Origin of the sequence: Amycolatopsis sp. A1MSW2902 (genome assembly GCF_017312175.1) — a bacterium.
Taxonomy (GTDB): Bacteria; Actinomycetota; Actinomycetes; order Mycobacteriales; family Pseudonocardiaceae; genus Amycolatopsis; species Amycolatopsis nivea.
Window position 1 is genome coordinate 2,042,651 of the sequence record NZ_QJPO01000001.1, and the last position, 20,361, is coordinate 2,063,011.

Annotated in this window: 14 protein-coding genes; 9 read left to right on the top strand and 5 right to left on the bottom strand. The window is 68.7% G+C overall.

Going from position 1 to position 20,361, the window contains the following annotated elements:
* Positions 1-217 precede the first annotated feature (217 nt).
* Positions 218-1,624, bottom strand: a complete 1,407-nt coding sequence (locus DMP23_RS09355) for an MFS transporter (RefSeq protein ID WP_337820788.1) — start codon at positions 1,622-1,624, stop codon at positions 218-220.
* A gap of 26 nt (positions 1,625-1,650) precedes the next feature.
* Between DMP23_RS09355 and DMP23_RS09360 the strand changes: the two genes are divergently transcribed.
* Positions 1,651-2,184, top strand: a complete 534-nt coding sequence (locus DMP23_RS09360; RefSeq protein ID WP_337820789.1) for a CGNR zinc finger domain-containing protein — start codon at positions 1,651-1,653, stop codon at positions 2,182-2,184.
* Between the two features lie 149 nt (positions 2,185-2,333).
* Here the strand turns inward: DMP23_RS09360 and asnB are convergent, their stop codons facing one another.
* The 3 genes from asnB to DMP23_RS48005 form a co-directional block, all read right to left on the bottom strand.
* On the bottom strand, positions 2,334-4,163 hold the full coding sequence (gene asnB, locus DMP23_RS09365; RefSeq protein WP_337820790.1) for an asparagine synthase (glutamine-hydrolyzing): 1,830 nt from the start codon (positions 4,161-4,163) through the stop codon (positions 2,334-2,336).
* 28 nt (positions 4,164-4,191) lie between these two features.
* Entirely contained in the window at positions 4,192-5,373 is a 1,182-nt protein-coding gene (locus tag DMP23_RS09370) for a cytochrome P450 (RefSeq protein ID WP_337820791.1), read from the bottom strand.
* A 1,550-nt stretch (positions 5,374-6,923) separates the two neighbouring features.
* A complete protein-coding gene (locus DMP23_RS48005) occupies positions 6,924-7,211 on the bottom strand; it encodes a transposase (RefSeq protein WP_443111254.1) in 288 nt (95 codons plus the stop codon).
* On the opposite strand from DMP23_RS48005, the gene DMP23_RS09375 reads away from it, so the two are divergent.
* From DMP23_RS09375 to DMP23_RS09385, 3 genes are all read left to right on the top strand, one after another.
* A complete protein-coding gene (locus DMP23_RS09375; protein ID WP_337820792.1) occupies positions 7,155-7,382 on the top strand; it encodes a hypothetical protein in 228 nt (75 codons plus the stop codon). The genes DMP23_RS48005 and DMP23_RS09375 overlap by 57 nt on opposite strands.
* A 360-nt stretch (positions 7,383-7,742) precedes the next feature.
* Positions 7,743-9,242: an ISL3 family transposase gene (locus tag DMP23_RS09380; RefSeq protein WP_337820793.1), complete on the top strand. Its 1,500-nt coding sequence runs from the start codon at positions 7,743-7,745 to the stop codon at positions 9,240-9,242.
* Positions 9,243-9,478: 236 nt separating this feature from the next.
* On the top strand, positions 9,479-10,072 hold the full coding sequence (locus DMP23_RS09385) for an MFS transporter (RefSeq protein ID WP_337820794.1): 594 nt from the start codon (positions 9,479-9,481) through the stop codon (positions 10,070-10,072).
* Positions 10,073-10,362: 290 nt separating this feature from the next.
* Here DMP23_RS09385 and DMP23_RS09390 read toward each other — a convergent pair whose 3' ends face one another.
* Positions 10,363-13,176, bottom strand: coding sequence for an AfsR/SARP family transcriptional regulator (locus DMP23_RS09390; protein ID WP_337820795.1), 2,814 nt, complete (start codon positions 13,174-13,176; stop codon positions 10,363-10,365).
* A gap of 563 nt (positions 13,177-13,739) precedes the next feature.
* Between DMP23_RS09390 and DMP23_RS09395 the strand changes: the two genes are divergently transcribed.
* From DMP23_RS09395 to DMP23_RS09415, 5 genes are read left to right on the top strand one after another with little or no spacing between them, the layout of a single operon-like run.
* Positions 13,740-14,384: a hypothetical protein gene (locus DMP23_RS09395; protein ID WP_337820796.1), complete on the top strand. Its 645-nt coding sequence runs from the start codon at positions 13,740-13,742 to the stop codon at positions 14,382-14,384.
* Positions 14,381-16,957 (top strand): lantibiotic dehydratase, encoded by a 2,577-nt coding sequence (locus DMP23_RS09400; protein ID WP_337820797.1) that lies wholly within the window; start codon positions 14,381-14,383, stop codon positions 16,955-16,957. Before DMP23_RS09395 ends, DMP23_RS09400 begins: the two co-directional genes overlap by 4 nt.
* A complete protein-coding gene (locus tag DMP23_RS09405) occupies positions 16,954-17,868 on the top strand; it encodes a lantibiotic dehydratase C-terminal domain-containing protein (protein ID WP_337820798.1) in 915 nt (304 codons plus the stop codon). Before DMP23_RS09400 ends, DMP23_RS09405 begins: the two co-directional genes overlap by 4 nt.
* 4 nt (positions 17,869-17,872) lie before the next feature.
* On the top strand, positions 17,873-18,985 hold the full coding sequence (locus DMP23_RS09410; RefSeq protein ID WP_337820799.1) for a thiopeptide maturation pyridine synthase: 1,113 nt from the start codon (positions 17,873-17,875) through the stop codon (positions 18,983-18,985).
* A gap of 1 nt (position 18,986) precedes the next feature.
* Positions 18,987-20,360 (top strand): SagB/ThcOx family dehydrogenase, encoded by a 1,374-nt coding sequence (locus DMP23_RS09415; RefSeq protein WP_337820800.1) that lies wholly within the window; start codon positions 18,987-18,989, stop codon positions 20,358-20,360.
* The last annotated feature ends 1 nt before the right edge of the window (position 20,361 follow it).

Sequence of the window (20,361 nt, forward strand, 5' to 3'; positions counted from 1 at the left end):
GTGTTTTGTCCCGACCGGGAATGTCAACCGGGTAAAGCTGTTTTACCGACCCAAGTTCCTTGCGCGGCACGGCGCGGACTGCTATCGACTGGTGAACTTGTCACCTCGCCCGTACGCTGAATGTACATTGTGGACAGACGTTTTTGGCAAGGCCGAACAATAGCAATCGTCCCCCGTTTCCAGCTTCCTCCTTTCAGGTGACGAAACAGCGGTCAATTCATTCCTGAGCGTTGCCCCCGGAGCCGTCCCGAAGCAGCCAGCCGCCCGTGAGTCCGCTCACTGCCGCGAGCACGCCGCACACCAGCAACACCAGCAACACCCCGTGCGTCGCCCCGGCACTCCCCTCGCCGCGGGTCGCGTAAACCGCGCCGGACACCGCGATCCCGAGCGCCAGCCCGAGCTGCCGGGAGCTGTTCGCGGCCGCGCCCGCTGTGCCGCCGTACTCCGCGGGGACCGAGGCGATCGCCACCGCGGGGAAGACCGGCGACACGATGCCCGCACCGATTCCGGTGAGGACCAACGCCGGCAGCAAGGCGATCCAGGTCGGGCTGAGCAGCACCGCGACCGCGGTCAAGCAGCCGAAGCCGAGCAGCATCGTCGCGCCGCCCAGCACCCGGCCCGGCGACCTGGCGTGCAACCGTCCGCTGATCAGCGCCGACACCGCGACGAACACCACCACCTGCAGCGCCAGCACCGCCGACGTCGCCGCCGAACTGAGGCCGGTCCCGTTCTGCAGCCACAGCGAAATCACCGGCAGCGCACCGAATCCGGCGAAGTAGTAGCTGAACGCGACGAGCAGAACGCCGAGGAACCGGCGCGTCGCGAACAAGTCGGTCGGCACCATGGGTGCGCTGCTGCGCCGTTCGACGACCACAAACGCTCCGATGGCGACCGCCGTGACCAGGTACCCGATCACCGCGCCAGCAGACGACCATCCGCGATCGCCGCCGGTGATGACGGAATAGGTGAGGCCCGTCGCGGCGAGCGAGAACGTGGCGATGCCCGGGTAGTCGACGGTGCGGCCGCGCGCTCGCGGCCCCTCCTTCAACGACGTCGCCGCCATGACGATCGCGACCGCGCAGATGGGCAGGGAGACGAAGAAAATCCAGCGCCAGCCGAGCACCTGCGCGAGCACGCCGCCGGAGAAGGTGCCCACCGCGCTGGCCACTCCGGCGACCGTTCCCCAGACCGCGAACGCACGGGCGCGGTCCCGGCCCTCGTAGGTCAGCCCGACCAGCGGCAGGATCGTCGCGAACATCGCCGCGCCCGCGACGCCCTGCACGACCCGCGCGGCGATCAGCTCGCCGGGCGTTCCGGAGAGGCCGCAGGCGAGCGTCGCGACGGAGAACAGGACCAGCCCGGCGAGGTAGACGCGCTTGCGGCCGAGGAGATCGCTCAACGAGCCGAAGCCCAGCAGCAGACCGGCGAGCGCGACCGTGAAGACGTCCACGATCCATTGCAGCTGCCCGTATCCCGCGCCGAGCTCGGCTCCGATCGCGGGCAGCGCGACGGTGACGATGCTGGTGTAGATCAGCAGCAGGAACGTGCCGACGCACGCGGCGATCAGTGGAACCCAGGACGGCGCGGCCACCGCGGGTTCGGCGCGACTCGTCAAGTGAGGCATACCTAAGATCGTGGTGTAATAGGCTTATGACGCATAACTCTTACTACCGGAGTTTCCTCAAGTTTGTGACCGGCCTCACCAACGATCGCCCGGCGGACGTCGCTGACCTGGTCGGACGCTGGGACGAGCCGGAGATGGGCCCGGTCCCGCCCGTCGCCGACGAGGACTTCCCGGAGGTGAGTGCCTTCCTGGACCGGTGGGGCGAGGTCATCGACTCGACCGGCGAGGCCGACCGGGTCCGGTTGCTGAACGCCCTGCTGGCCGAGGCCGCGGCCTACCCGAGGATCACCGAGCACGACGGGTACAGCTGGCATCTGCACTACCAGGACGACGGGATGCGCCTGCCCGCGGTATTGCGCGGGGTGACTTCCGTGGCGGCGGCCCAGTACCTGACCTCGACCAGCCTGCACCGTCTCGGCCGCTGCGCCGCGGCGGAATGCCGCCGAGCGTTCGTCGACTTCACCCGCAGCGGGACACAGCGGTATTGCACCCACGCCTGCGTCAACCGCGACGCGGTCCGGAGGCACCGGGCGCGCCGGAAGGAAATGCTTTCGCCGTAAGGGGTTTCCGTTGCCAACGCCCGTCCGGCCACCGGGGTCGAGGTCCGCGCGCCGCGGACTCGCCGCGACCGGAGCGGCCTCGGCCGAGGCAACCGGATGTCGGCGCACAGCGCGGCCGCGCGGCAGTCCGGCGGCAGCGATTTCCGGGTTCACAGCGCCAGATCGTGGTCGGCGAGCCAGGAGTCCAATTGCACCATGAACTCCAGCCCGGACCGGGCCGGCCAGCCGTTCGCGGACCCGAGCCGAGCCGTCGCGCCGCCGTCGATCAGCGCGTGCACGGGGGTGCCGGGAGAACCCGCGAGCCGCGCGAACTCGGCGCGCAGTGCCGCGTCGTATCCCGGGTCGTGCGTGATCGGGTACGCGCTCTTCTTGCGGTTCGCCACCGGTTCGGGGAGCAGGTCGCCCGCCGCCGCCCGCAGCAGGCTCTTTTCCTTGCCGTCGAAGAACTTCATCCGCCACGGCACGTTGAACAGGTAGTCGACCAGCCGGTGGTCGCAGAACGGCACCCGCACCTCGAGGCCGACCGCCATGCTCATGCGGTCCTTGCGGTCCAGCAGCATCGGCACGAACCGGGTCACCGCGAGGTAGCCGACCTCGCGGATCCGCCGCGCCTCGGCGTCCTCGCCGGGCAGCACCGGCACCTCCGCCAGCGCCTCGGTGTACCGCTGAGCGCGGTAGCCCTCGACGTCCAGGTCCGCGAGCAGCCCGGGATCCAGCAGCCCGGACAGCGCCGGGAGCAGGTCGTACCCGGCGGCCACCCATGGGAAAGTGTCCGCGTCGCGCAGCTCCGGCACGTGGAACCACGGGTAGCCGCCGAACAGTTCGTCCGCGGCTTCCCCGGACAGCGCCACCGTCGACCGTTCCCGGACCGCGCGAAACAGCAGGTACAACGAGGCGAACGCGTCGCCGAGCAGGGCCGCGGGCACGTCGTGCGCCCTCGGGACCACGGCCCGGGTCGAGGAAGCGGCGAGTTCGCCGAGCCCGAGCACCAGGTTCGTGTGCTCGGCCGCGACGTGCCGCGCCATTTCCGCGGCGAACGGCGCGTCCGGCGATTCGTGCACCAGGCTGGCGGCGAAATCCCGTTCGTTGCCCGCGAAATCGACCGAGAACGACCGGACCGGACCGGTGCCTTGAGCGGCGAGCGAGCGCGCCGCCAGCGCCGTCACCACACTGGAGTCGAGGCCGCCGGAAAGCAGGGTGCACAGCGGGACGTCGGCGACCAGCTGGCGTTCCACGATGTCCTCGAGCAACGCGCGGACCGTCCGCACGGTGGTGTGCAGATCGTCCGGATGCTCGCGTGCCTCCAACGCCCAGTACCGCTCGATTCGCCTGCCCTCGCGGCCGAAGACCAGCAGGTGTCCCGGCCGCAGTTCCCGCATGCCGCGGAAGATCGCGTGCTCCGGGGTTTTGACCCCGGCCAGCAGCTCGCGCAGCCCGTCCCGGTCCACCACCGGCGCCACGTCGGGATGCGCGAGGATCGCCTTCGCCTCCGAACCGAACAGCAGCCCGCGGCCTGCCGGGCAGTAGTAGAGCGGTTTGATCCCGAGCCGGTCGCGCACGAGCACCAGCCGCTCGCTGCGGGCGTCCCAGATCGCGAACGCGAACATCCCGTTCAGCCGCCGGGCCATCCCGGTGCCCCACTGCAGGTACGCGTGCAGCACCACTTCAGTGTCGCTGGAGGTCCGGAACCGGTGGCCGAGCGCGGTGAGTTCCGCGCGCAGCTCGCGGTAGTTGTAGACCTCGCCGCTGTAGGCGATCGTCAGCACCGTGGCGCCGAGGTGCTCCAGCGTCATCGGCTGGCTGCCGCCCGCCGGGTCGATCACCGAAAGCCTGCGGTGGCCGAAAGCCACGTGCTCGTCGAACCAGCAGCCGTGCGCGTCCGGGCCCCGGCACGCCATCGCCTCGGTCATGTCCTGGAGCACCTGTGGTTCCCGGCCGGGAAACCGTTCGAAATCCGCCCACCCCGCGATGCCGCACATCGGATCTTCGCCTCCTCTACGCCTGGATTCACCAGGTCACCGGGAATTCGTGGATGCCGTAGATCTCGGCATCGGTTTTGAACCGCAGCCGCCGCACGGGCGCCGCGGCGCGCAGGCCGGGCAACCGGGTCGCGAGCGCGGTGTAGACGATGTCCAGCTCCACCCTCGCCAGATGCTGGCCGAGGCACTGGTGCGGGCCGTGCCCGAACGCCAGGTGGTCGCGAGCGCCGCGCCGGGAACCGGGGAACACCGCCGGATCGTGATCAGCCGCGTTGCACAGCAGCACGACCACCTCCCCCGCGGCGATCCGTACGCCGTCGAGACGCACGTCCTCGGTGGCCACCCGGGTCGGGATGAACTCCGCGATCGTGAAGCGGCGCAACGACTCCTTCGTGATCAACGGGGCTCGCGCCGGGTCCGCGCGCAATGCCGCCGCCAGCAGCGGCTGCTCGGCCAGGCTCAGCGCGCCGAGCGAAATCATGTTCGCCGTCGTCTCGTGTCCGGCGACGAGCAGCAGGAAAGCCATCCGCACCAAGGCCGTCCGCCGGTATTCGCCGTCCTCGCGGCCCCTCCGGATCTGGCGGCCGAGCAGATCGTCGGGCGGGGCCGCTTCCTTTTCGACGATCAGCGTCTCCAGCGCGGCCAGCAGTTCGTCGATCGCCCGCAGCCGCTGCGGCGCGGTGGCGGTGCGCAGCAGCATCGTGGTGGAGCGGGTCTGGAAGAAGTCGTGGTCGGAGTAGGGCACCCCGAGCTGTTCGCAGATCACCCGGGAGGGCACCGGCAACGCGAGCGCGCGGACCAGATCCGCGGGTTTCGGACCGGCCAGCAGGGCGTCGAGGCATTCGTGCACGACGCGTTCGATCCGCGGCCGCATCCGCCGGACCCGGCGGACGGTGAACTCGCCCGCCACCGCGGACCTGGCGGCGCGGTGCTCGGCGCCGTCCATGGAGATCATCGTGCGGCGGAAGGCGCCCGGCTGGCCGTCCACGGGAAAGGGGAAACCCTGCCGTTGCCGGTCGGCGCTGAACCGGTCGTCGGCGAGCACGGCGCGGATGCCGCGGTGCCCGGCCACTGCCCACACCGGCATCCCGGACGGCAGCCGCATCCGCACCGGGCGGGCCGCGTCCCGCACCCGCACGTGCTGCGCGTTGGGCCGGTAGGGGCAGGCCCGGGCAAGCTTCAGCTCAGGTTCGTCTTCCGGAACGGGCACGGGATTCTCCTAATCAGTTCTGGGAGTGAGCCATCCGGCAAACTCCTGGTGGTAGCCGGTCGGCAGGTGAGCACTCTGTTCTCCCGGACGTTTGAGTCCTGACGAAAGACAGTGCCCCTGCCGGTAGGCCGGGAGAGTCGATCGTTGCTGGGATGTCGTGCCCGCTCTTGGTGGTGTGAGCACTGCTTGATTAGATCGCTGATGGTTCTCCCGCTGGCTGCACACGGTGTTCGGCAGGATGGTCGGGATCGAGAATGGGAGGACCGTTGCGGTTGTTCGCGGGAGATGACTGGGCCGAAGGGCATGTGCGCCACGAGGCGCTTGAAGTCGGGCGGAGGTGAGAGACCTTCGCCGCCTGGTCGTCGCAGCGGCCGGGTGAAGCTGGGGGCAGCCTGATCCGGGGAACGCTGGGGAGGGTGGGAGCAGCCCTGACAACGTCGGGACGTGTCGGCACTGCCAGACGACGCGGGTCCGGTCAGCGAGGCGGGAAGGTGTACGCGAGGAACCAGCGTCTGACGCCCCTTAATGGCCCACCAGCTCCAATCTGGCGGATATGGGCTGGGCGCGGTGTGCACCCACCCTGGTGGTGGGGAACTTCCGTTCGTCATGTGACAAGCGACCGGGAGGCCACGGTGAATGCCTGCGGCGTAGCCGTGGCGATGCCGCAGGGGTAGAGCTGGGCGCCTGACCCGTCGACCGACTGTCGAGTGAACGTGGGAACCGTCCGGTGTCGCCCTCGCTCCGCGCGTCCAGCGATGCGGGCGTGTTGTCTAGGGCCTGGGGTGACGAGGGAGGTCGGTGTTCGGTCGTCGGTGGAGATCGAAGATGTCAACCTAAGTTCGAGCGAGGAGCACGTCGATGACGTGCTCCTCAACGTGGGCCAGCCGAGGTATCCCGGCACTCCCGGGGCAGAAGCGTCGGGCGGCACCGTCATCGTGACCGAGCCGGGACCCCCGTAACGCGGTGAAGACCCGAGCCGTTCGGCCGTCGCGTTCGTCGTGCCGGGACCCCGCACTCGGGGGAAGAATCACGCTGCCGGGGGCTGGCCGGGTTGGGTGGACGACCCCCTGCTCGCGCGGGGAGAACACTTCTTGACCTGGGAGTTTATCTGACGGTCGGTGGATTTTCATTCACTTGTGTTGAGCAGCGTGGTCTGCGGGGTCGGAGTAGTTCTTCTCTCGCGTTGCCGTTGTGTGCCGGTGGTCTGGGTTTGAGTTCGCACGGCGGGGAGTGCGGTTTTGTGTCGGGACGGCAGCCGTTGGTGGTGGGTGCTCGATGCGGAGGCCGTCCCGCTTGGGTGGCTTCTTCGTTGCGCGGCAGGGGCGTGCTATGCGGTCGCGGCGGGGAGGGTCTCGGTGGGCGCTCGCCAGCGCGAGGCTTTGGTGTCTGACGGTTTCGCTCGTGCGCTTCGGCCGGCTTGGCTCCAGGGTACAGCGACGCTCCGTGTGTTGTCGGTGTGTCAGGAGTGAGCAGTGCTGTCGCTCCTTTGTCTGTGGCCAGTGAATACTGGCTCTGGCACAAAGTCCGTGATCTTGCCGGGATGGGCAGAGTCAGCTGAGGAGTACGAGACGTCGCAGAAGGTCGAAGTTGGCTCGGCCAAAGCATCTGCGTTTGATCGCCTTCAGGCGGCAGATTGCGCCCTCGACGGCGCCACTGCTCCATTCCAGGGTGAGTCCATTGCGGACCGCGTCATAGTCTTTGAGTAGTCCGTCTGCGAAGCCGCGTAGCTGGGAGATGTCGCTTGCCTGGGCAGCGGCGACCCACGGGTTGAGGTGCTGGCCTTGGCGTTGGCGGAGCATGCCAGCGAAGTCACTGACCAACTGGTCGACTGTCCTCAAGGTTGGGCAGCGGTCAAGGATCTTGGCCAGGTCGGCTCGTTGCTGCTCGTCGCGGTCGGCGGCTGGGCAGATGATCCAGCCGACAACCTCGCGGGGTTTGGGCGCGGCCGCTGGGATCTGGCTGGGCGGGGTCGCGCTGGCGCGCCATCCTTGGAGCAGTCGGCGTACTGACCGCTCGCTGCCGCGGTATCCGCGCTCCCGGACCTCTTGGTGTAGGCGTCGGGGTTGACGCAGCCCTGCTCCCAGCGCCGGGCAAGGTAGGTGGTGTGCTCGTCAAGGTCGCTGCCGCGCTTGGCGACCTCGGTGAGCAGTTCGTCAGCAGTTGCGGCGCGGGCGTAGCGCAGCACGGTCTTATGGTCCAGGCTGAGTGCTTTGCAGATCGCCGTGGGGCTCTGGCACTAGTTTCGTGGTCCGATGACGGACGGTGAACGGGGTCGTTGATCATGTCGGCGGTGCTCTGTTGATCTTGAGAAGCTGCTGCCGCATCTGAGTGGGCTGGTCGTCGAGCGGGTGGAGACCGAGGGGGAAGGCGTGACGATCTTCGCGCGGTCGGGTGCTGCGGGCTGTTCGTGTCGGGCGTGCGGGGCGTGGTCGGAGCGGGTGCACAGCCGCTACCTGCGACGAGTGTCCGATGAGCCGATCGGCGGGCGGCCGGTGACGATCGTGTTTACCGTGCGGCGGTTCTGCTGCCGCAACTCCGACTGTGCGGCGGCGACGTTTGCGGAACAGGCCGACGGCCTGTCCGAACGGTATCGTCGCCGGTCGGTTCCGCTGCTGGCGACGTTGGCGCAGGTCGGCCTGAGCCTCGCCGGACGAGCCGGAGCACGACTGGCAGCGCAGTTGGGCGTCAGGGTCAGCCGGACGACGCTGCTGCGGCTGGTGCGCGCCCTGCCGGAGCCAGAACTCACGGAGGCGCCGGTCGTGCTCGGTGTCGATGATTTCGCGCTGCGCAAGGGAAATGCATACGGCACGATCCTGGTAGACGTCGACTCCGGCAAGGCGATCGATCTGCTGGACGGTCGCGAAGCCGAACCGCTGGCTCAGTGGTTGCGAGACCATCCCGGAGCCGAGGTGATCTGCCGCGACCGTGCCGGCGCCTACGCCGAAGGCGCGAAAACCGGTGCCCCGAAAGCTATCCAGGTGGCCGACCGGTTCCACTTGTGGCGCAACCTCGGCGACCACGTCGAGAAAACCGTTGCGCGCCACCTCGGATGCCTCAAACCCGGACTGCCCGACAACGGGATTTCCGACGCCCCCACGGCCGAACGAACGTCTGAGCCCGCCGAGCCACGGCTGGTGACCCGTACCCGCGAACGCTACGCCGCGGTCCAGGACCTGCGCGGCCGGGGCGAATCCTTGTCGGCGATCTGCCGGACCCTGTCGCTGGACCGCAAGACCGTCCAGCGTTTCGCCCGCGCCGCCACGGTCGACGACCTGCTCGGCAAGGCGATCGGCCGCAGCAACCTGCTCGAGCCGTTCAAACCGTATCTGCACCAGCGCTGGGCCGAGGGCATCATTGACGCCGCTCAGCTCACCAGGGAAATCAGCGCCCAGGGATACCGCGGCAGCAACCAGACCGTCCGCCGCTACCTGCACCCGTTCCGCGAAATGCTCACCCCACCCCCAGCACCGCCCGCAGTGCCCAAGATCCGCCAGGTCACCGGCTGGCTCCTGCGCCACCCGGACGATCTCGACGCCGACGAGCACCGTCAACTCGCCGACATCCGGTCACGCAGTCCCCACCTGGACCGGCTCGCCGAGCACGTCAAGGCCTTCGCCACCATGATGGTCCGGCGACAAGGCGAGAACCTCGACGCCTGGCTGTCCACAGTGGAAGCCGACGACCAGCCCCACCTGCACTCATTCGCCATAGGCATCCGCCGCGACCACGACGCCGTCACCGCCGGACTCACCCTCCCCTACAGCTCCGGCAAAGTCGAAGGCAACGTCAACCGGCTCAAAGCCATCAAACGACAGATGTACGGCCGAGCCAAACTCGACCTCCTCCGCAAACGAGTCATCCTGGCCTAACCCCAACGAAAATCACACGCCGTCACCGGACCACGGAACCCGTGCCAGAGCCCTATTCACACAGCGCCATCACTGTCCGAGTTTCGTCTCCTGCTGGCCCATGAGGGTCAGTCTACCGTCTGATTTACGCGTTAGTGACCATCGGTCACTAACTGTGTTAGGGTAGCCTTGCCCGCCTTGTGACACTCTTTCAGGAAAGCACTCCCATCCCCCAGGCCCCCGCAAGGACCGCACCCGTGAAGTCTGGATTGCCGGCCGCGATCCTGCTGCTAGCAACCCTCGGCGTGGCGATGTCGCAGACGATCGTGCTGGCCGCGGTCCCGGTGTTCGGTCGGCAGCTCCACGTCGATGCGAGCACGGCGACGTGGCTGCTGACGATCTTCATGAAACCCTCGGCGGTCGCCACCACCATCGCGGGAAGGTTGGGCGATCTGCACGGGCACCGCCGCGTGATGGTCACCGGGCTGCTCGTCCTCGCGGCGGGGAGTCTGGTTGCCGGTGTCAGCGACCTGGCGGGCTGGTTCCCCGGGCTGCTCATCGGATGCGCGCTGCAAGGCTGCCCCGGTGGCGTGTTTCCTGTGGTGTTCGGGCTGGCGCGCGCCTCCCTGCCGACGGCGAAACTGCATGGCGTCGTCGCCGCGCTGAGCGCGATGTTCGGCGTCGGCGGCGCGCTCGGCATGGTCGTCGCTGGCCTGTTGTTCGATCTCGCCGGAACATCGACGCTGTTCTGGCTCGGCCGGGCCGGGCGGCCCGCTTGGGCCCGCATCGACAAGATCGCTCTACCTGGGCCACCGGTCCATGGCTACTGCCCGACGCCGTCTCCGGCGTAATCCGGTCGCATAGCTGGCTGTGGCCGGACATCGCTGCCGCTGAGGGACTGCTCCGTCTCGCGTCACACCTTCGCGTTCATCGCGGGTGGACGGCGGATCCTCGTCGACAGCGGGATCGGTAGGCAATACCCGGGCGAACCCGGTTTAGCACAGCCTGGAGACCGGCTCCCTCTCCCGGCTGGAGGACGATCTGCGTCGAGCCTGAGGCGCTCTCGCGGTGGCACGGCGCGACTCCCGGCTCCACCAGACGTTGTCCGTCGTTCACGTCGTCAAGCCTCATAGCTCGCCCCCTACGGTGCCGTGACGTCGAGGTATTTGCCGGACAAGTCAGCCCCGACGTCGGCCAGCCAGCAGGAATCCCGCACGACGTAGGCGAACACCTGGTCGGCGCTCAGGCGGGCGCGGACGGCGATGTCGGTCAGGCCGCGCACCGCGCGTGCCCACGCGGCCCGCGCTTCCTTGTGCTGTCCGAGCTCGTGATATGCGTGGGCGACCGTGAACAGGTGGTTCGCCTCGCGGAGGCCGAGCCGGTCAGAGACCACCTGCTCGCCAGCTTCCGAAGCGAGCCGGAGCACGTCGTGGTGGTTGCCGAGCCGCAGCTGGCTCTGGAGGACGACGTCCAACGCGGCGGCGACCCGGTAACAGTCCCCGAGATCCCGCGCGATGCTCAGGGCCTGTTCCGACAGTGACAACGCCTGGAGCGGATCGTCTCTCAACCTGAGGATGGCGAGGTTGGTTAACGCGGCGGCTTCCTTGCCCCTCATCCCCGCGTGACGGGCGTCCTTGGCCAGCTGAAGCAAAAGAGGGGTGACATCCGCCTGATCGTCCGCTTCGGCCAGCAGATTCGCCCGCAGCAAGCGGACGGTCAACAAGGTCCGTGGATCCGGGTCTCCGATGGCTGAGACCCGGTCGACGAGGCGTCGCGCCTGCTGGTGGTGACCACGTATCCCTTCCACCATGGCGAGCTGCAGAAGCGCCGTGGCGGACTGGTGGGGATCGTCGTGGCGCGCCATCAGCGCCAGTCTCGTCGCGCTGTGAAGACTTCCTTGGCTGTTGAAGTACCCGCTGGTCGAGAGCAGCAGCAGGTGGACATACGCCGAGACGTCGTGACCGCTGAGCCGCAGTTCGTCGAGGATGTCGAGCAGGGGTGGCAGCTCACGGTCGAGCCAGGATCTCGCTTCGGCCCCGTCGGCGAACGTCAGCGTCGCCTTCTCGTCGATCGCTTCGTGTCGGGTAAGCCGGTCGTCCGAACGGGTGCCGGTTGTCGCCAGGCTTGCGTTCCGGACTGCGGCGACGTACCAACTGAGGGCGTCGTCGAGTGAGAGGTCCAGTTCGGTCGGAAGCTGCTTCGCCGCCGCGGAGACGAGGTCGTAGGGGACGTAGCGATGCGGGCTGGGGCTGTAGACGAGTTGTGCGTCGAGCAACTCGTCTAAGGCCTCTTCCGCGCGGTCGAGCGGCCAACCTGTAGACCCGGCGACCAGCGCCGGGGTGAAGTGCACCGCCGTCACCAACCCCAGCAGCGGGAACACCGCGGCCGCGTCACGGGCGGAACGCTTGGCGGCGCAGCGTAAGGCGTCGAGACTGACCAGGATCGACGCGCGGACGTCGACATCGCCGGTCCGCAGCTGGGCGAGGAGGGTGCGCCGGTCGGAGAGGAGCCCGGCCCATTCCTCCAGGGACCAGTGCGGTCGCAGGCTCACCCGCGACCCGATCACACGCAGGGCCAAGGGTAGCCGCCCGCACGCCTCGACCAGTCGTGCCGCCGCGGCGGGTTCGGCGTCGACCCGGTGCCTGCCCGCTATGACACCGAGCAGACCGACCGCGTCTGGCGGCGGAAGCTCGCCGAGATGGAGGTGATCGGCGACCGGCGGCAGGGGCGCCCGGCTTGTGATGACCACGGCACACCGAGGGAAGCCGGGCACCGCTTCGGTTTGCGCGGCGGAGGCGGCGTTGTCGAGCAGGACCAGGAGTCGCTTGCCGCGCATCCGCGCGCGACATGCGCGGCTGACCTCGTTGAGATCGATCTCGATCTCCGATTCGGGGCCGCCGAGGCGATGCACCAGTCTCGCCAGAACCTCGGCGGAGGACAGCGGGCTCTTCCCCGGTGCGCCGCCGCGAAGATCGATGTAGACGACTCCGTCGGGAAACACGTCGGCGACCTGCCGGGCGACGACCATCGCGAGCGACGATTTGCCCGAACCGGCGGGTCCGTACACGACGCAGCGCACAGCGGCGCCGCCTGCGACCGCAGCGATCCGGTCACGTAACTCGCCGATCTCTTGACCGCGTCCCGTGAAGCACGACGGGACCGCCGGAAGCGGCGCCGACACATCGATACCCGGCGGTCGCCTCGCCTCCGACAGCCGCAGCTCCGGCGCGTCCCGCAGGATCGCGGTCTGAAGGTCACGAAGCGCGAGTCCCGGCTCGATGCCGTGCTCGCCGACCGAGTGATCGCGGAAGCGGTGGTAGTGCGCGAGGGCCTCTGACGAGCGGCCAGAACGATGCAGCGCTGTCATGAGCTGCGCGGCTAGCCGTTCCCGCCCGGGATGCCGGGCGGCCGCGTCCGCGAGACGCGCCACCGCCGTGGTGTGCTCACCCTCGGCCAGCCAGAGATCCGCCGCGTTCTCCAGCGTCGTGCACCATAGGTCGGCCCACCGACCGGCTTGGGCCGTGCGCAGCGGGACTCCGCCGAGGTCCGACATCGGGGATCCCCGCCACAGTGACAGGGCTTCCTCATAGGTGGCGAGGCAGGATCGTGAACGCGCCCGATCGGCCAGGCCGGCGAGCCGGAGTGCGTCGACCTTGTCCGGCCTCACCGCCAGCCGGTAGCCGCCCGCCCCGCTTCCGATGGACCCGGCGGGCAACACGGTCCGCAGGCGGCGGACGTAGTTGCGCAGCGTCGCCATCGCGCTCGCCGGCGGGCTGTCTCCCCACAAGTCTGCCGCCAGTTCGGCGACGCTCACGCTGGTGCCTCCCCGGAGCGCCAGCGCGGCCAGCACCGCCCGCTGCATCAGGGCGGTGACTGTGATCGGACGTCCGGAAACACGTACCGTCACCGGCCCGAGAATGTCCACTTCGAGCTCGGGTACAACGTCGGCGCTCACGACTCCTCCCCAGCGATGCGGTCAAGACGTGGCCCTCCCTTTTCCTATCGTACCGCCGCCGAGCGGTTCAGCGGATTCCCGGTTCGGAAGTAGCTGGTGTGTAGCGGCTCGATAGCTGCCCAGGCCAAGGCGGTACGGAATGACTTTCCGAGACTTATCGTGAGTTCTAGCCTAAAACTGGCCACGTTCACGTGCGCCATAGCCGACAACGGAACGCCACTGTTTTCAGGAGGAATCGTTGACCGACAATCGCCGGATTCCGTCGCTCGCCGAGCAGATCGGGAATACACCGGTGGAGCTTGTCTGGACACTCGATCTCCGGCCCGCCGATTCACCGCGCTGCGACGGTGAATCCTCCGAGCACGTCGCGGCGATCCGGCGGGCCGGAAATCCCCCCCGCGATCGTCGTTCACCGTGCGACGCTGCGCATCGTGGACGGCATGCACCGATTCCGGGCGGCGGTTCGCGTCGGTGAGGAGTTCATTGCGACGCGGTTATTCGAAGGCGGTGAGGAGGACTGTTTCCCGCTCGCCGTTCATCTGAACGCGGTCCACGGTCTTCCATTGTCCGCGCGGGATCGCATAGCCGCGGCCACCCGCATCGTCGCTTCCCATCCCGAATGGTCGGACCGCGCCATCGCCGCGCTCGCGGACATCTCGCCCAAGACGGTGGCCGCTCGGCGTTCAGCCGTGGACGATCCTCACTCGCACAGGCGGATCGGGCGGGATGGGCGGACTCGTGGGAAGGACATCGGCAAGCGGCGGTTGGCGGCGGTAGCGTATCTCGAAGAGAAGCCGAATTCGAGTATCCGGGAAATTGCGCGGGAAGCGAACGTTTCGATCGGCACCGCGCGGGACGTCCGCCTTCGAGTACGGTCCGGCCGGGACCCGATCCCGGAACGGGGCGACGCGCCCCGTTCCCGGACAGCTGACGCCGCCGGGATCATGGCCGTGCCCATCGCGCGCACGATTGTCGATCAGTTCAAAACCGATCCGGCGTTGCGAATGCCGGAATCCGGCCGAGGGCTCGTCCGGATGATCGATGCGAACCGGAAGTTCCTGGAATTGAAGGCGAGTTTCGTGGCGAACGTACCCGGACATTGCAGTTCCTCGGTGGCGGCCGTCGCCAGATTCCTCGCGGACGAATGGGCGACGCTCGCGGACACGGTCGAAAACGGGAGCGAACGGTCCACGAAGGCGGCGGGATGAATCGTGATGGGTCGTCCGCGATGACGTCCGTCGTCCGCGTCTCAGCGCTGCCGCCGGGAGTGCTGCGTGCCGTCCGGTTCGAGCGCACCGACGCGCTCGTCTCGGGCATCCTCGCAGCGGAGGAAGAGCTCGGCCGGACTGGCCGCCTGCTCGCGGACCGCCTGCACGCGCTGATCGGCTCCGGCGGCACCCGCCCGCCCGACCGGCGCGAGCTACTCGAGGCCCGCCGAACGCTGCACCAAGGGAAGACGATCACAGCGCGGCGGTGGTGCCGGATCGAACCTCTTCTCGAACCTGCGCTCCGCGCGCTGATCGGCCACTGGCGGGAACGACACGCGGAGCTGGCGGCGAGCCGGTCCGGCCTGCCCGCCCTGATGGCCGGGGAACTCCCGGCCAAGGCGGCAGAACTACTACGGCTCACGGCGGTTCCCGAGGTCGCCCATTCGCTGGCGGCCGCCAGCCCGCCACTCTACGACGCAGTCGAGCGCTGGCGCGATGAGCCTTGGCGTCTTCCGAAGCAACGGAAGCTCGCGCGGCTCATGACCTATGTCGCGCGTGCGGCGGTGAAGACCAGCCCGTTCAGTTTCTTCACCTCTCAGCGGCCCGGCCGCTGGAGCGAGATGGACGACGTCGTCCGTCTCGGCGTCGACGAGGCCACCGGCGTCGTTGAGGTGGACGGTGAGTACCTGGAAGGACTGGGCAGGGCGCTCACCGCACGTGCCGAGCTCGACGGCGAACTGCGGCTGTCCGTCAACCCGAGCGTGACCGTCGTAGCGGATAGGGTCGAGTTCCTCGGCAGGCCCCCCCGCGAGGACATGCTCAGGATGGAACTGAATCCCGTACTGGCGGCGTTGCTCGGCATCCTGGCGACCCGGCCGTCGATCGGGCGCCGTGAGGCGGCCGCCCTGCTCGCGGTGAAGGGACGCGGCCATCCCGATGCCGCCGACCGGTTCATCGGCAGGGCGATCGACCGCGGACTGGTCGAGACGGCGTTGCCAGTGCCGGAACTGTCGGCGGACTGGCTCGGGGACTGCGCGCGGCTGCTCCGGACGGTGGGCACCGAACCGATGACGAGCGTCGGTGACCATCTCGCCGCGGCCGCTTTGCAGGTGCGCCGACACGTCCGGCCCGGTCAGGTCGCGGCGCACCGCGCCAGATGTGCCGCAGTGCGCGCCGAGCTGGCGGCGGTCGAGGAGACGCTCGGCGATGGCCCGGTGCTTGGGCGCCCGGCGATCCTCTTCGAAACCTCCGTTTCCCGATGGCCCGCCGAACTGGGCTCGACGGCGTGGCGTGGCCCGCTCGCCGACCTCGACCTGGTGCGGAGGTGGCTGGCGGTGTTCGATCCTCAGCTGCCCCGGCGGCTCGCGGTGGCGGCGTTTCACGCCGAACGGTTCGGCGACGGCAGCACCGTCGGACTGCTGACCCTGCACCTCGCGATCCGCCGGTGCACGGAAGGACCCGGTACCGGACGGCTTACGGCAGCGGAAGCTGATCTGCGCATGATCTTCCGCGCCGGCGACGGTGCGGCAAGGGGGGACATCGCGCTGGCGGGAGCGGCGTCGGCACGGTTGCGGGAGGTAGCCCGACTGCGGGCGGAGGCCCGTGCGTTCCTGCGCGGTGATCGAGGTTCCGGCTTGATGGAGCTCGAAGATGTGCGTGCCCGGCTCCGCGACCGGCCCGGCTGGATCGACATGCCCGGGTCGGCGGCGTTCTACGTTCAGCCGGTCGAGGTGGACGGCCGCGCGCACGTCGTGCTCAACGCTGCGCACGCCGGGTACGGTCGGTCCGCGGCGCGGCTGGACCACCTGCTCACGCGAGTGCTCGGCCATGACGTGACATTCGATCAGGGGGAGCGAGAGGACTTCGTCGAGCTGGAGGGCCGGTTTGGTTCCACACTGAATGTGCACGCGCCCAGCTCGGCTGGAGCGGTCCGGTATCCCTTCACAGCCGCGTCCGAAGCCGGCGTCAAGATCTCCGACATCGAGGTGGCACATAGCGCCGCGGACGGGACCCTGCGGCTGCGGGAGTCCGGCGGACGGCGGATCGTGCCGATCCACCGGGGCCTGATGTCCGCCGACTATCTCCCGGGTGCGGCGCGTTTCCTGGTACAGGCGTTCGGGGCGGACTGGCTGTTCCACCCTGGCGCGCTCGCGCTGGTGCCCTTCGAGGACCTCACCCCGGCTTCGACGTCGGTTACGTATCCGCGCGCGACGCTGGGCAGCGTCATCCTGCGCAGGCGTGGCTGCCTGGTAGAGGGTGGGCTGGTGCCCGCACGCGTGGCCGGGGAAGCCGACGCGGGGTATTTGCTGCGGTTGCATCGATGGTTCCGCGCGCACGAGCTGCCGTCGCGGTGCTTCGTCCGCGTCTGGAACCACGACGGCACCCGGATCCGCGGGCGGACGGCGAAACCTCTGTTCGTCGATCTGGCGAACTGGTTCCTGGTCCTGGCGTTCGAGCGGCTCGTTTCCACCGCTTCGCTCGTGCTGTTCGAAGAGGTCTTGCCGGACCTCGACGGAGACGACGGCCGGACGATCGAGGTCGCCGTCGAAGTCCCGGCGCGAGGTCTCGGATGACGGTCGCCGAGTCGCGCTGGCTGAGCGCCCACGTCTTCTATCACGGCGATCTGGACGGGATCGTGCGCGGGATCGTCGCATCGATGGCACAGGTTCCGCCCCGGGACTGTTTCTTCCTCCGCTACTGGGAGGGCGGGCCGCACGTGCGGCTGCGTGTGCGGCTGGAATCAGAGGACGAGCGGCCCGTGGTGACGGAAGTCGTCCGTGAGCGGGCCGAGCGGTTCCTGGCCCTCGAACCTTCGACGGTGTCGATGACGGACGCGGCGTACCAGCGTATCCGGCGGGAGGCGATGGTGCGGGAACCGGACGCCACCGCGCCCGCGCCCGGGATGTACCCCGACAACACAGTGGCTTTCTTGCCCTACCGGCCGGAGCACGGGAAATACGGTCACGGCGCGGTGCTTCGGGCGGTGGAAAGACATTTCTGCGCTGCCAGTGCTCTCGCGCTTCGAGTCGTACGGGACATGCCGCGCTCCGGACGAGTCGTGCTCGCGCTGTGTTTGCTGGCCTCGGCCTGGAACATCGGCTGTGGAGGACCTGCCCCACTGCGGGCTTGGGCTGCGGGTCGGCGACACGACGGGCGATGGCTGCTTGTTTCCGATCCTGCCGCGCGGACGAGAGCGGCACCGGTGATCAGCTGGCTTCTCGAGGATTTCGAACCGTCGCGTAGCGAAGATCCGGCTAATGCCACCGTCCGGCAGCTGTGGTCCGAGTCGATGCGGACGTTGCGGGCCGGTCTCGTGAACGCCGGTGTCAGCGACGACGTCGAAGCTCCCGAGCCGACGACGGCGTCGATCGCCGACCACTGCGCGCATCTCATGTGCAACCGGATCGGGGTGCCGATCGAGCGCGAAGCCCGCCTGCGCGGCCTGATCACCGAAGCCGTCCTCGAACCGGATGAGGTGAGTTGACCGAATGTGGCACGCGTTGCGCGTCTCCTGCCGAGGCGATCAGGACGACTTGATCGTCAATGGGTTGCGTCCGTTGTTCGACCGGATCCGCCCGGTCGTGCGGGGGACCCACTTCCTCCGGCACTGGCGCCAAGGGCCGCACATCCGATGTCACTTCCGCTGCGAACCCGGCCGGTTCGCGGAGGTGGTGCTGCCCGCGGCGGAGGTGCTCGTCCTCCCGTATCTGCGCCGCATGCCGGAGACCACCGGATTCGACGAGGAAGCCACCCTCGACGCTCATCGCGTTCTCGCCCGTGAGGAGCAGGTGACTGGACCTCTGCTGCCCTGGATCCCGGATCGGACGATGCGGGTGGTGCCTTACGAGGATCGCGCGCCGGTGATCGGCGAGGCGGAAGCGCGGATGGTCGAGCGCTTCCACGAGCGCACCAATGACCTCGCCCTCGACCAGCTCCGGTGGATCATCCGCGGTGACTCGCGGGCGAGGATTGCCTTCGACCTCTTGGTGGCGTCGGCGCACGCGCTGAACCCCGGCGCGATCGGGCGCGGGAGCGTCTCCCTGCGTTCCCACTCCGAAAGCTTCCTCACCTATTCGGGCGGAGGGTCGGAGCTGCGTGCGGGCTGGGCGCGGGAATACGCGAGCCAGGCGGATCGGCTGCGACGCAGGATGTGCGACGTCGTCGAGTCCATCGACGAGCGAACAGGAGCTTTTCCGCACGTCGACAGCTGGCTCGAGGTCATGCTCCCGCTGCGTGACGTAGCCGGTCGGCTCGTCGCTGCCGGAACCTTGACGCTGGACGCGGCGCACGCGGCGGGCTCGGTCCGTGAGGGGTACACCGAGCCGTCAGGCACTGGCTTTTACCACGATTGGATGATGGCTCACCGCAGCGGCCGCGCCCGTGTCGAGTCCTCCGGGTGGTTCCTCACCTACCGATGGGTCCTCAACTGCACATACCTGCACCTCAGCCGTATTGGCCTACCCGCGCGAAGCAGATATCGGCTGTGTGCATACGTGGCGAACGCGGTCGAGGAGCACTTCGGCCTCGACACCCGGTCAATCGCCGAAACCCTGATCGGCGAGCCCGCCAGAACGAGGATACGAACGGAAAGGCGGTTCTGAGGTGCTGTCCAGGTCTTCGTCCGAAACGCTGAGCCTGCGCCGGGAGACGTTCAGGATCGAGCTCACCAGGACCTCCTTCCAGCTGGTCTCCGGCCATCACGCCGAAACCTTCACCGAGCTCACGCCCGTGGAGACGGCGATGCTGCGGCGGCTGGGGACGGACGCCTTGAGCGGTGACGAGATCCCCGGCGATGTTTCGCCGTTCGTCGACCGTCTCCGGCGAGGCGGATGGCTGCGGATCGGTGTCATGCACGATGACGCGGCACGCTACGTCCTCGAACCCTTGCGGCGTCCACCCGAGAAGACACCGCCTCCTCCCGGCACGCGGCTTTCCCGGTTCGCGCTCCTGCACCGCGACGGCGGCGAGATGATCATCGAATCCCCGCTTGCCTGGTGCGACATCCGGATCATCGACCCGGGGGTGGCCGGTCTGGTCGCCGCCCTCGCCGACAGTGCGGAGGGGGACGGTGCCTCCGACGTCCGAGCCGTCCTGCGCGCCGACCTCTGGTGGGCTGGCCTGCTCACCCCGCAGGACGGAGCCGAGCGGAGCGAGTTCTCCCACCGCCAATGGGCCACGCACGAACTGTGGTTTCACGAGCGCAGCCGTGGCGGGCACCGGTCCTATACCCACGGTGGCTTCGGCGGCACGAGGTGGGCGGAACGGGAGTTCCCGTCCCCGCCCGCCCGCCACGAACCCGAATTCGCCGGTCCGGGGATCGACCTTCCGGTACCGGACCTGGCGACACTGTCCGAGTCCGACGCCCCGCTCACGTCGGTGCTTGAAGCCCGGTGCTCCATCCGGCGGCACGACGACACCGACCCGCTGACCCTCGGCGAACTGGCGGAGTTCCTGTACCGCGCGGCTCGCACACGATCGGTCACCCGCTACGAAGGTGTCGAGTACAAGAGCAGGCCGCATCCCTCGGGCGGCTCGGTGTACGAACTCGAGATCTATCCCGTGGTCCGCAGCGTCGAGGGACTCGAGCCGGGCATGTACCACTACGACGCCGAAGAACACCGTCTCGTGTCCGTCACCCGCGCCTGCGCCACGACACATCGGATGCTGCGCCGCGCGGCCGCGTCGTCCCGTCAGGCCGAACGACCGCAGGTGCTCCTTGTGGTGGCGGCCCGGTTCGGGCGGCTGATGTGGAACTACGAGGCGATGACCTACGCCCTCGTGCTCAAACACGTCGGTGTCCTCTACCAGACGATGTACCTGATCGCGACGGCGATGGGACTGGCCGCGTGCGGCCTCGGCTCCGGGGATTCGGTGCTGTTCACCGACGCCACGGGGATCGATCCGCTGGTCGAAGGCACCGTGGGCGAATTCATGCTCGGTCGCCCCGGGCGCGAGCGAACCGGAGCGACCCGGTGAA